8 protein-coding genes are annotated in these 14,060 nt (G+C 46.1%); 3 read left to right on the forward strand and 5 right to left on the reverse strand.

The features are described from left to right. The 5 genes from VIN08_RS03585 to ispG all read right to left on the reverse strand — a co-directional run. On the reverse strand, window positions 1-2,156 hold a 2,156-nt coding region (locus VIN08_RS03585; RefSeq protein WP_331960346.1), incomplete at its 3' end, for a hypothetical protein. A 426-nt stretch (window positions 2,157-2,582) separates the two neighbouring features. Continuing rightward, complete coding sequence (locus VIN08_RS03590; protein ID WP_331960349.1) at window positions 2,583-4,688, reverse strand: OmpA family protein; 2,106 nt, start codon at window positions 4,686-4,688, stop codon at window positions 2,583-2,585. Window positions 4,689-4,743: 55 nt separating this feature from the next. Then, window positions 4,744-5,097 (reverse strand): MmcQ/YjbR family DNA-binding protein, encoded by a 354-nt coding sequence (locus tag VIN08_RS03595; protein ID WP_331960352.1) that lies wholly within the window; start codon window positions 5,095-5,097, stop codon window positions 4,744-4,746. Further along, the gene (locus tag VIN08_RS03600) at window positions 5,098-5,331 is read right to left on the reverse strand and encodes a DUF6728 family protein (RefSeq protein WP_331960355.1); all 234 of its coding nucleotides are present in this window, start codon (window positions 5,329-5,331) and stop codon (window positions 5,098-5,100) included. It lies immediately after the preceding gene. A gap of 21 nt (window positions 5,332-5,352) precedes the next feature. Then, window positions 5,353-7,320, reverse strand: a complete 1,968-nt coding sequence (gene ispG, locus VIN08_RS03605; protein ID WP_331960358.1) for a (E)-4-hydroxy-3-methylbut-2-enyl-diphosphate synthase — start codon at window positions 7,318-7,320, stop codon at window positions 5,353-5,355. A 261-nt stretch (window positions 7,321-7,581) separates the two neighbouring features. Between ispG and VIN08_RS03610 the strand changes: the two genes are divergently transcribed. From VIN08_RS03610 to VIN08_RS03620, 3 genes are all read left to right on the forward strand, one after another. Then, complete coding sequence (locus tag VIN08_RS03610) at window positions 7,582-7,728, forward strand: hypothetical protein (RefSeq protein WP_331960361.1); 147 nt, start codon at window positions 7,582-7,584, stop codon at window positions 7,726-7,728. A 180-nt stretch (window positions 7,729-7,908) separates the two neighbouring features. Then, window positions 7,909-10,572: a putative Ig domain-containing protein gene (locus VIN08_RS03615; RefSeq protein WP_331960364.1), complete on the forward strand. Its 2,664-nt coding sequence runs from the start codon at window positions 7,909-7,911 to the stop codon at window positions 10,570-10,572. A 206-nt stretch (window positions 10,573-10,778) separates the two neighbouring features. Continuing rightward, window positions 10,779-14,036, forward strand: a complete 3,258-nt coding sequence (locus tag VIN08_RS03620; protein WP_331960367.1) for a putative Ig domain-containing protein — start codon at window positions 10,779-10,781, stop codon at window positions 14,034-14,036. Window positions 14,037-14,060 lie beyond the last annotated feature (24 nt).

Here is a 14,060-nt window from a genome sequence, read left to right on the forward strand (position 1 = left end):
CCCCGGCCGGCTGTGCTCATATATACTCTGCCGTATACATTCATATCGCCCACTACAAATTGGCCGTTGGCAGGGCCTCCGTATTCATGTTCATTATTATTCACACGTACCCAGCTTGCACCTTCATCGATCGAGCGGTGAATTCCCAACACACTATTAACAGTTCCCCATATATAGAGTGTAGGGTAGGTTTTGCCCGGTGCTTCTTTACCAAGTCCTACCGCTCCGCAGTAAGTAACATTACTGATCTTTGAGAATGATTGTCCGGAGTTGGTCGAGCGCATCAATCCGCTGTTATTAAGTGCCACCCAAAGATGTCCTTCCTTGCCGGGAGTAGTACGAATAACTCTTGAACCACCACTCCCCGGAGAACCCGTTGACGAGAATGAGACTCCCCCATCGGTACTGATCATCATCGTACCCGTGCTGCTGTTATATACATAGAACTTGCTGGCATTTACAGCATCAGCTACCGGTTGTACATCACTGATCGAAAGACCATTCACCACTGTCCACGAAGCTCCTCTGTTCACTGAGCGATAGGTAGCAGAAGAAGATTCCGGGCAATGTAAAAATGTATTACCATCAGCACTGATCGCTACATATCCTTTGTTACCATTCCTGGTACATTCGGTCCACGATTGCCCCATGTTGGTAGAGTAATACATATTGTTACCCACACGCAAGAGTATATTTGTGTTGAGGCTGGCACAGGCGAGCCCCGTAGTGGTTCCGGTTTGTGGCGAATGCATCGGACTATATTGCGCAACGTTGGTATGACGAAATCCATCATAATCGCCAATCACTGAAATAACCGGGCCATTGTTGGGAATGCTGATCAGATCCAAGGGCACAGTCTCTTCCAGTCCTTGCGCCTGAAATTTCCATACGTTGGTGGTGGCGTCTATATCATCCGTTGCAAATATACCATTGCCGGATGTTACCCAAACCTTACGGGTATCGAACGGATCAAACTCGACACAGCCTGCCCAATGTATAGCGTGATTATCAATCCACGGTATACCATTGTTGTTGAGTGTAAAGCCACGCGCTATAACGTCCGTCCAGCTTGCACCACCATTGGTACTCAGAAAAATTCTATCACCATACGCTGTGCCTTGTTGCATATAGGTGTTGATTGTTGTTGCCACCAGTCGGCTGGCATTGGCAGGATCAACCGATATACCACCAAAGGCGCGCGCATAGCCCGTGGGTGTTACATTGGCCCACACACCGGTCTTAACATTATACTTCCATATTTGCCCGTTGTCCATGGGCTCTGGTATCGACCAATGACCATGCGGACCCGCTCCGTTGCCGTAGGTAATATACAGGTTGCCATCACTTGCCAGTGCAGCACGTTGTGGCATAAAAGCCGTAGGCGCACCCGTAATAGCCATGAAAGTTTGTCCGCCATCGTTGCTGCGATATAGATTGGTTCCCGTTTGTGATACACCAACGATCAATGTTTTCGTGGCTGTGCCGCTGGTGCTGCTGGAAGGATCCAACACTACGAAGCTGATACCATTTTCATTCGGTGTAGTGGTTACATTGAGCGATGACACACGACTCCAGCTTACGCCTGAATCTATACTCTTGAACAAGCCATTCCAGCGCGTGCCACAAAACAATGTAGCAGTAAGATTCGGATCGACCACCAGTTTCTCTCCCGACTGTCGACCCATACCGTTGCCATGCGCTTTAAACTGCAGGGTAACGTTGGTAACAGCGAATGTTTTACCATAATCATCAGAACGAAGTATAGCCGAATTTCCGTTGTTGAAATACGATATACCTGCCAGTATATATAATTTATTGGGAGCTTTCGGATCAATCGCCAAGGACTCAACTCCCATATACCCCATCTCGTTTTCAGATGCCCAGTCCAGTAGTGGTATCCATTTACTATTGGTAGCATCCCAACGATAGGCGCCTCCTACATCGGTGCGCGCATAAAAGAGATTACGCTCACTTTTACTGGTAATAACAGACGATACAAAACCACCACCGCCAATCGCTACATTGTTCCAGGTATACTGTGCCTGCGCAGTATATATAGTGCTGAGCAGCAGGCATACAAGTATAAATGAGCCAGCTCTTGCTGGAGGTGAGGCAAAGAATTGCCAGACAACATTGGTTGCAGATGTTTGTTTCATAAAGATTACTGGTTTGCTTGTATGGTAGTACAAGCAATCAATTCAGCCATATATTAAATCGATTGTGTGAAATTACCTGGTAATTACTCCATGCTGGTTCACCAAACGTTAAAAGATAGGGTATCGGATGTTTGATCAGGGTATTAAATGTCTATAAATAGGGGTTAAAATTATCAGATATATAGATGATCACACAAAACGATGTCAAACATGTCAGATATACACTCGGCTATAGAATGATGGCACTTTGCTGTGCAACACAACATTATGATTTGAATCAAATGAAAATATACTTTATCCGGTCACCTATATTTTGATTGCCATAACCGTGTGCAATCGGGTTGTATCTATATTATACCAACGGCAATCACAGTAATCACCAATATAGTTAGCAAGACACTTTGTGCTCTCACCCTGAAATATACCTTACCTGATAATGGTGAACTCTACGCGCCTGTTCAGCTTCTTGGTATCTTCGGTGCTGTTGCTGGCGATCGGGCGCGTGCCGCCATACCCTTTACCGGTAATGCGACTGGCCGCAATACCTTTACTTACCAGGTAATTCTTAATGGTCTCTACTCTCTTCTCGGATAGCTCTTTGTTCAGGGCCGCGTTGCCTACGTTATCTGTGTGGCCGGCTAGCTCAATATGTATAGCAGGGTTATCCACCAGGATTTTTACCAGGCGCTCCATTTCCGGGTAACTCTCGGGCATCAGGTCAGGTTTACTGCGAACAAAGAATACATTGTTCAGTATAATCGTCTTGCCTACTTCAATCGGCATCAGGTAGAGGTCCCGTTGTATTTCCTGGTAAGGCTTCGCTTCGATCAGATCGATATTATTACTCTCGGCAAGAAATTGTTCTTTCTCCGCCAGAAATCCGTATGCCTTGCTATAGGGCAGCACAATCTTGTAACTTCCGTCCTGCGGATTGGACTGCGCGGTGCCTATATCTTTACCATCACTCAGATCGTGATAGATGATGGTTGCTCCTATCGGTTGATTGGTAGACTTATTAAATACTTTTCCCTGCACAATTACCACCGGGTCGGGCTGTGCCTCTTTTACAATGCTGATGCTATATATATCAGCCCCGCCCAAACTCTGATCGTTGGAAACGATATAGGCTATATCTCCGGATGCAGGCACGCTATAGTATGCATCCCAGTTGATGGTGTTAACCGATGGGCCGAGATTCAACGGCTCCGACCAGTTCTTCCAGGTATCATCCAACCGCTTGGTTACAAATATATCGTTGCTGCCATAGCCGGGCTTTCCGTTGGTTGAATAATATAGTGTTTTACCATCCGCTGCTATCGTGGGGGTTATATCTTTTCCATACGTGTTTATGACAGAGCCCATGTTCTCCGGCACTGACCACGTACCATCGGGCTGCAGAAACGACACGTACAGATCAGTACCGCCATACGTAATATCACGCTCAATGGAAGAGATAATCACTTGCCGGTCGGGTGATAAAGCAAAGGAAACTTCCGTGGCATAGTTATAGTAATTTTCAATGGTAATGGTTTCCGGTATACTCCAGCCACTCTTTGTGCGATGCGTCATGGAAAGACCTTCATATTTATTCAGCCTGCCTTGTTCAGTTCTATATATACCATTGGTAAGAAGAGAATTGTTATCGGGTGTAGCGTTGATCACAAAATCTGCTTCGCGCGTATTGACCGGCAAACCTATATTTTTTCTTCGCGACCAGGTGCCGTCCTCATTACGCGTGGTATACCAGATGTCGGAGTTACCGGCTACTTCAATGTTAGCAGCATCATCTTCCACGGCATAATATAGCGTGCGGCCATCAGCACTTATTACAGGCATGATGTCATCACCCTTTGTGTTTACATTGACTCCAAGATTTTTCCTGGTATATTTTGCCGTTGCAGCGTTCGGCACAAGACTCAGATGAAAGTTTTGCTTCACCGTAAGTTGATCAACCTGCAACGTTCCTTTACCATAGAGAGCATAACCGATAAAGTTTCCCCAGAAGCGCACGTTGGGAAGTGAGAACATACGCTGCCCGTTGAAATAGAAATTGGTAACGGCACCTTTTTTCTCAATACCAAATTTATTGGCTGACTGCAGTGGCTTTACAACCGGTGCCTCTTGTTGATAGTATATATACTCGGTATCTTCCGTGCTGTTCTCGCAAAAGACCAACCGGCCATCAGGTGATACAAGATAATAATACCAGCGGTTGTTCTTTGTCTTTCGGGTATCGGCCAGATATATACCGTACGTGGCGCTATCGCCTGCCACTTTGTGAATGCTACTCTCAATATAGAAGTCCTTTTCAGGATCAACAGGGTAATCGTGGCTCGCAAAAACATTCTCGCCTGTTTTACTCTGCAGTTGCAGATTGCCACCACGGATAGCGATCTCTTTTAGGTTGTCATTCTCAAGTTCCCAAAGGGCAGCATTACTATTGAAATCTTCATGCACACGTTCGGGCTGGGCTAGAGCCAGCAGGGCACTGCCAAATATAGCAATAAAGATAAAGAGGGGTCGGAGCAGCATGGTCTTTGTATTGAAAACGAATAATACGAAATTTCAACGGATGCTGCCAGATATACTATAGCGATTGCCACTCGGCTTGCTGTTTTTTGGTGAGACCGGAAACTACCAGTTGATATGAATCATCAATCCACTCACGCACCAGTTTATCAGGAACAGAGCCGTCCATCAACACCGTGATCCAGTGTTTTTTATTCATGTGATAGCCCGGTTGCACAGCCGTATATTTCTCTCGCAACGCTACGCCCTGCTCCGGGTCTACTTTCAGATTTATACTTTCAAATAATTCTACATCAGCCAGGGCAAACATCTTGCCCATCACTTTATATACCAGCGTGGTTTCTCCGAAGGGAAACTCTTCGGTAACGCCTTTCTTGGCGAGGCAGTAATTCCGGTAGCTTTCGATATCCACCTATAAACGTGGTTTGATAACGAGCTTGAAGATCAGGAACAACACACCTGCCAGGAAGATGATGATGGAGATCTTGTTCACACCATGCATCATACGGATGTTGATGTTGTTGGGGCGTGACGGATCTTTCTTTCTGAAAAAGTAGTTGCCTACTTCTCCTAAACTGAAAAATTCTTTCCATCCTCCTTTTTTCGGTTGCTGCTGTGGTGCAGCTTCTTTCTTTATCTCTTCCATAGCCAAATTCATTTTTAGTTACTACTCCCCTGCAGGCGCAAGCTCAATCCAGTCGCCATGCTCACGGATCAAATTTACCAGTTCATCTACTGCCTGCGCTGTGGGTACATTTTTACGAACCACTTCTTTCCCTTTATACAAGGTAATTCTTCCCGGGCCGGAACCAACATAACCATAATCAGCATCGGCCATTTCTCCCGGACCATTCACAATGCATCCCATAATACCAATCTTAACTCCTTTCAAATGACTGGTGCGTAAGCGAATCTTCGCGGTAGTCTCTTGCAGATCGAACAACGTACGACCGCAGGAAGGACACGATATATATTCTGTTTTGGAGATACGCGTGCGTGTAGCCTGCAGGATATTGAATGCTGTTTCGTTAATGATTTTATCAGGACCACAATTTACAGCCGATATAAATATACCATCGCCCAAACCATCTACCAGCAATCCGCCTAAATCAGTAGCAGCATATAGCTGAAGTTGTTCAACCGAAAGATCAGCATACGCTCTGCCGATAATAACCGGCACATCGCATCCCTGGTTGATCAACTCTACAAACAGTCTTCGCTGTTCTGCCATGCCGTGTTTGTTATTGGTATCAATAAACAATACAGCAGTCTTATCAACTTTCAGTTTTGCAATGAGTGTATCGGTAACATCCTGTAGTGTAGCATAAATAAAGTTTGCTTTACCTGATTGCTCTACGCCTGCTATATATTGTTCAGCTCGTATAAAAGGATAGGTTCTGTCTTTGCTGCGCTGCGTTAGCCAGGTTGCATGATGGTAGATCAGCCCCAACGTTCCTGGTATTTCAAAATCGATCGTGCGATCCCCCAGAAATATATAGTCGCAGGCCATATCACCGATGTTCCACTTATCCAGCGGAACAGAGTATTGATAGCCGAGTGCGAAGAACGATGCTGCGGTAATTTTTTCTTTTGCCGAAAAGTCTGCAATAACGCGCGGCACCTGGTGTTCGCTGCCACCCATGTTGAGCACATCGCGTGTTATTCTGCGATTGTATTCGAACGGAGTGATCGGGTAATGATCCATAGCCGGAATAGGTGCATGGCCTGCACGATCATCGTAACGCCTGGCCAACGTATAGGCTACCGGCACTTCGGCTTCCGGCTCCTCGGTAAGCGACACACGTATGGTATCACCCAGACCATCTTCCAGCAAGGTACCTATACCAACGGATGATTTTATACGACCATCTTCACCTTCGCCAGCTTCGGTTACACCGAGGTGCAACGGATAGGGTTTCAATCCTTCTTCATCCAGCTTCTGCACGAGCAGGCGATACGCCTGTACCATTACCTGCGGGTTGCTGGACTTCATAGACAATACTATATTATAATAGCCTTCGTCTTCGCAGATGCGTAAAAACTCCAGCGCAGATTCTACCATGCCCACCGGGCTATCGCCATAGCGACTCATAATACGATCGCTCAATGAACCGTGGTTGGTACCAATGCGCATAGCCGTACCGTACTCTTTACAGATGCGGATCAGCGGAAGAAATTTATCGCGGATGCGTTGCAGCTCTGCCTGATAAGCAGCTTCTGTATAGTCTATCGTTTCAAAGCGTTTCTTGTCGGCATAGTTACCCGGGTTGATGCGCACTTTCTCTACAAGGCGTGCAGCAAGCTCGGCAGCGTTGGGAGTAAAATGTATATCGGCAACCAATGGCACAGTATAGCCGCGAACGCGAAGTTCTTTTTTTATAGCCTCCAGGTTTTGCGCTTCCTTCATGCTGGGCGCAGTGATCCGCACGTACTCACAACCGGCTTCAACCATACGGATAGTTTGCTCTACCGAGCCGAGTGTATCCATGGTATCGATCGTAGTCATAGATTGTATACGGATCGGATTATCGCCACCCATTGGCACATCACCGATCTTCACTTCCACGGTTTTTCTGCGACTGTATTGAACAAGGCTGTTACAATACTGTTTTACGGACGCTATTGACTGATTCACAAAAATATTTTGCTGTAAAATTAACGCATTGAGGTCTCTCTAAAAACTATATTTTTTGCCGGCTCGTGTACCCTGATCAGGCATAAAGCCAGCGTCATACTATACTTGAACGATGCCCTTATACGGTAACATTATGAGCATGGTTAACCAACCAATAAGTTACTGTTAATGTTTTCGTTACGCTCGAAAAAATATCAGCAACTCATTGTCAATGGTAATGGTTTTGAGTAAGTTCGGTTCACTTTATAAAACCCCCTCATTATGAAAACTCTGGTACGCATGTTACGGGCCTGCGGGCTTCGCTATTCCTTCGCTACCCTCACAACACCTTTCTCTGCAAAATTGTTACGAACTGTCTTCGACAAGTGGAAGCAGTTGTTCTTCGTACACGAAGCACGATCATACTGATCGTACACATCACTGTCAATAGGTTTGTTGCATTAATTGATCAATCCACCAGGCTCCACAAAAAAGTTTTTTCCTACACCCTTCCAAGTTGTGATTGATATCATGCTGCTTGCCGGTATCTCAGGCCGGTAAAGTTATCGTTTGCCCTAATTTTTTTATTCAGTTCACAAATCACCCTGTATGAACAAATCATTGTCCACACTGCTGGCCATTGTGCTATGCTGTTTGCTTCCGGTTGCTGCGCATGCGCAGAGTTGCGTTACATTTGACAAGATCTCGCCCGAGTCTTTTGAACAAGGAATTGCAGGATCACAAAGTTACTTCGAATCATTCACGGCATGGAGCAATGGCACACCATACTATGACGAGCCAATCTTTACCGTAACGGCCGGTGCATTGCCTCCCGGACTCATCATTTCTGAAAATCGCTTTCTAGGATCAATCACCAAGGCTGGTACCTACACCTTCACTATTGGTGTGATGTCCGCTCCGGGATGCCCTATATTTGAAAAACAATATACCGTAGACGTTGTCTGGAATTTACCATGCGATCAATTTAAGCTGGAGACTCCCTATGGAGAATCAGGCTTTCATCTTGTAGGTGTGTTTGAATACTTTGGTATCTGTACTACTGCCCCATGGGACTCCATCCAGTATACAGTATTAAGTCTGCCTCCCAATTTCACGCTGAAACAGTACAGCCCTGTTTCTTGTCCTGAAGTATGGGGACCACCCACTGATACAGGTACCTTTACTATATCGGTAATGGCATCGGTTCCCAGTGGTTGCAAAGACACTGTTACCTTTGTACACAACTGGGGCTGTATCCCCATGGACTCTTTATATCCGCAACCTTATCAGTTGGCAAAATTACCGGCTGTTGTAGGTAAGCCTATTGACAGAGGATTTAATATAGGATTCACCCCACACTCTCTTGAACTACCGGTCATAATCAAAGCGATTAACGGAACATCTCTTCCCCCGGGGCTATATTTCGAGAATGAAACTTCCTATCCATACAACTCTCATCTGAAAGGTACTCCTACCACCGCGGGTATATATCACTTTACCCTTGGAGCACAACTCGGCAACAGTTGCATAATTGTGCAGCATGATTATACCATGAGTATATATGACACACTTCCTTGCAATGCCCTGAAATTTACTCCTCCCTACAGGGAAGATATACCCGGTGGTTCATACGGTTACGTAGGATCAAAAGAGTCATTCAGAACATGTGTAACCATTGATGGATGGGATTCTCTGCAATTCTCCTTAGCAGAAGCTCCCCCCGGATTTGCTATATATGCCGATGGTAGCCGATGTATACACATAGCCGGATATTCAAAGTTAACCGGCTATCAAAACATTGCTATAGCGGTAACAGCCGCTGGAGGTTGTCAGGATACCGTACGCTTTCCTCGTATATATACCTGCTCGCCTGCCGATTCGATACGACCTGCATCTCCTCAGCTCCCGGTTGCTATGAAGCAGACATTTTATAATCAACAGCTGGCAGTCGGCCCGTTCTATACTAAGCTCTATGGTGCACACTTCACAGTAACAGGCGGCACACTTCCCCCCGGCCTGGCGCTATACGATAGTACTGACGCAACGGCTCACCTGCGGGGTACACCCACAGCCACAGGTAACTATACATTTACTATAGCTGCATCCTTTGGTGATTGCCCGCCATCCAGTAAAACTTTTACGTTACAGGTACTTCCACATCAAATCATCAAATCGCTAAGCCTCTCGCCTGAGTGTATTCAGGATATTGAGACACGGTCGTGGCGGGTATATAATCCTAACAACTTCAATGTCCCCTTTACCTGGGAGACCGTATATTTCGAACATGACAGTCGCTCGTTGATAGCACCTCCGGGCAATACTTTCTTCAAGACAAAAAATGCAGCCAATCCGAACAGTGTTCGTATTACCTGGCGCGATGAGAATTATATAGCACGCAGTGTAGTACGAGGTGCTTCATCAACGTATTGCAGTCCTCCAACCTGTATCGTTGCAGCAAGCGTAGTATCCTACCACCAGGGCTTGGGAAAAGATGGCAACCCGGTAATACGACCAGAGAATAGCGATGCCAACGCTGCCCTCGGTGAACCGGATGCGAATGACTATATTGATGATAATCCTGCAAGATCATTTATACTCGGCTATAATGGTTTTATTGTATTGGAACTTAGCAGCCGACTATATGATCAAGCCGGACTTGACCTGAAAATAGTTGAGACATCATATTCCAATCCACACTACTCCAGCAATCCAGAACGTGCAGAAGTATTTGTATCGAAGAACGGAACTCAATGGATCTCTCTGGGATACACCGGATCACCACAAAATTGCAATGAATTCCTTGATCATTCTTTTGACCTTGCTGGTAAAACAGATTGGTGTCGATACGTAAAAATAGTTGACAAGACCGATCGCAATGCGAAAATACTAACACCACTTACATGTCAGCCTACGGGTATAGCTGCTTTTAATTATTACTCAGACGGCTTCGACCTCGATGCAGTAACCTGTGCGCAAGGTGCAACCTTCGCACGCCAGGAAGCTGTGGAAACAACATCGCAGAGTACCTATATACTATATCCTAACCCGGCAAAAGACTGGCTCACGATCGACCTCTCTCGCGAAAAATTTGCCCGTGATAAATCCATAGAAGTATATATCCGTGATGTAAGCGGCACGGCACTGTATCAAAAAACACATACGCTGAATGCAAGCACTACACAGTGCGATGTATCATTGTTTCGCTCAGGTATGTATATAGTGCACGTGCGCGGAGTCAGCGGAGCAGGATATTATAAGTTTGTTAAAGAGTAGATTAAGATTAGAAGATTGGAAGATTAGAAGATTGAAAAATTAGAAGATTGGAAGATTTATAGTGGGCGTCTCCGGAGCTGGGTGTAGTGATTTGTAAATATAGCTTCGGAGATGCTATTACCTGATTAACGATTAACAGACAACTGTTAACGATTAACTACTAACGAATAACGGACAACTGTTAACTAATAAACCCCCAATGATGTATGAAAAAATCTCTATTCACGTTACTGGCCTTCGCGCTATGTCTCTTTAGTTTACCAGGCATGGCACAACCCGGAGAACCCGGCTGCTCGGTTATTTATGATTCTATTGTGGGACCGCTACCCCCGACAGCGTTTGTCGGTGATAATCTGCAAGAACAATTCCGCGCCATGAGCAACGGAGTATATTACGATAACGCGCTTTATAATCTGGAATATGGCGATCTCCCGCCCGGCCTTGCACTGGATGGAGATATACTCTCCGGTATATTTACAACAGCGGGCAACTATACATTTGCTATTGGCGCCAACGGTGGGCCTGAGTGCCCGACTGTGTTGCGAGAATATACCATTAACGTTTCGTGGAACCGACCGTGCAGTAATTTTAAACTCTATGCACCGTATGGCGAAAGTGGCTTTCACCTGGTTGGTGTAACCGAATATGTTGGTATCTGTCTGCAGGAACCATTTGACTCTGTTTCCTATACTGAGCTGAGCCTGCCGCCCAACTTCACAACACATCTTGCGAATAGTTGTATTGAAGCATGGGGGCCGCCCACCGATACGGGCACCTATAGCATTTCCATTGCTGCATCGGTACCCAATGGTTGTCGCGATACACTTACCATGACGCATCACTGGGGATGCGTAAAAGTTTATGATATGTATCCGCTTGCTGCAGACCTGTTGGCAGCGCACGCCAAGGTTGGTGAGCCGTATAGCGGACATTTTGCAGCGGAGATCGCATCGTATGAAATTGCTGTACCCTTTCAATTCGACATTGTTAGCGGAGCATTACCCCCCGGACTTACACTGGATGAAACAGGCACCGGAGCGTATGATGTTAACCTCGTGGGCACTCCTGCTACGCCCGGCACCTATACCTTTACCATGCGTGCAAGACTCGGAGCCATGTGTACAACCATCGAGCAAGAATATACAATGATTGTAGATGAAAATGATCTGTGCGCTGATTTTAATATTGATGCTATCTACGGAGAATCCGGTCATGCTATTGTTGGTGAACAAGAGTACTACGGTATTTGCTCAGTAAATAGCCAGGAAGATTCCATCGCCTATACGGTGCTTGGGCTGCCGAACGGTTATTCCATTCAGAACTATACTCCGGGAAATCCATGTATCGAAGTATGGGGAGCTGCTGTTGAAACCGGTCCGCAAAGTATAATTATAGCAGCAACAGCATCTACCGGTTGTCGCGATACACTTACGATCACCAACAATTATCAATGCACCACACTGGAACGCATAGCCCCTTATCTGCCCAACCTCCCGGAAGGTGCCGTTAGCCATTCCTATAATCAACGATTCTACATTGAGTATACACCGTTTTCGCTGGGTATACCTTTTCACTTTGCTATAGCAGAAGGTACGCTTCCGCCAGGCCTTACGTTAACCGACACGCTATACATGGAGGCACGCCTGCGAGGTATACCTACCACTGCTGGTGCATATACTTTTACGCTGCGCGCCTCCCTCGGCACTTGTGCTGTGGTTGACCAGCACTATACATTGGTGATAGAAGATAGTGTTGATTGCAGTAACTTCCATATAGGTGTTGTTTATGCAGAGAACACCTATGGTATTGCTGGTATACCCGAATATTACAATATCTGCAGCGTGAGCGGTCCGGATCCTGTTCAATATACTGCTGTTAGTCTGTTGCCCGGCTATACATTAACTTCCGATATACCTTGTGCGGATCTGAACGGAGCGGTGATGGAAGCCGGTACATTCAGTATGAAGATAGCAGCACAATCTTCTCTCGGATGCAGCGATACACTTACCATTTCCAACACATGGCATTGTCTCGATGGCAGCGGATTCGATCCAACGGAGTTACCAATCTTCACGGTAGGCCAATCCGTGAATGAAGGTTTTCGATCACCCTCTTACCAGAATTTCGGAGCACCTATGACGTATGTAGTTACTGATGGTACACTTCCTTCCGGGCTAACACTACAAGCCGGCACCGGATATACCGATTATGATGCCTACTTAACCGGCCAGCCAACTACACCGGGTATATATACTTTTACAATACGGGCGTATCTCGGAAACAATTGTGCAGGCACTGAGCAGACCTATACAGTACAAGTAAAAAATGCCGCAGCTCCCAAACCCCTTATCCTCACACCACAGTGTGCCGATAGTATAGCCACCCGCCGCTGGACTATATATAACCCCAACGATGTTAGTGTTTTTATAGATTGGGAATTACTCTATGCCACCAACTATCATGGATCACTGGTAGCAAACCCCGGGTATACATTATTCTCAACGCCAAACATCATTAATCCAAATTCGATCAAGATCACATGGGATGATGGCATCACCGGTATAAAAACGCTGGTGCGCGGAGCTTCCTCTGAACTTTGCAATCCTCCGGCATGTGTGGTGGCTGCTACAGTAATTTCCTATCACCAGGGTCTGCAGAAAGATGGCTTTGCTATACCCGCTATCTATAGTGACGCAACGCAGGCGCTGGGCGAACCGGATGCCAATGATACCCCCAGTCCACAACCGAAATATTTTTCATTGGGCTATAGCGGGTTCATTGTATTGCAACTCAGCAGCAACCTGAGCGATCAGGCAGGTAATGATCTCATCGTACATGAAACTTCGTATGGCGATCCTTCCTTCTCGAGTCATCCTGAACGTGCAGAGGTATTCGCATCGCAGAATGGTTCGCAGTGGGTTTCGTTGGGATTTACCGGTTCATCACAATATTGCAATGAACCCATCGATCATGCATTCGACCTGTCCGGTAAAATTGCCTGGTGCCGCTATATCAAGATCGTTGACAAAACCGATCGCCACGCAAAAATACTTTCACCGGTTTCATGCCTGCCCACAAACACCAATGCATTCAATGAAACCTCCAATGGTTTTGATGTTGATGCTGTAACGTGCGGCAGCTACACCGAAGGTTACGCAGCACGCGTTGCTACAGCCGAAGCATCCGCTATATTTTCCGGCAATGCCAACGCTATATATCCAAACCCGGTGACAGACCGGTTAACGGTGAGTCTATCGGAAGATGATAAATTTATTTTACCGGATGATCGGCAGATCCGCCTCGACATTCGCGATGTAAGCGGCCGAATGGTATACCAGCAGTTGCACACGCTCGATGCCGGATGGAAAACACAATGCGATGTAAGCAGCTTCCCTACCGGTGTTTTCATTTTACGCGCGCGTACGCACGATACGGTGCGATACTATAAATTTATCAAGAACTAAAATTAGCATCCTAAAGCAAAGCAG

Source organism: Ohtaekwangia sp. (genome assembly GCF_036568665.1).
In the GTDB taxonomy this organism is placed as follows: Bacteria; Bacteroidota; Bacteroidia; order Cytophagales; family Cyclobacteriaceae; genus Ohtaekwangia.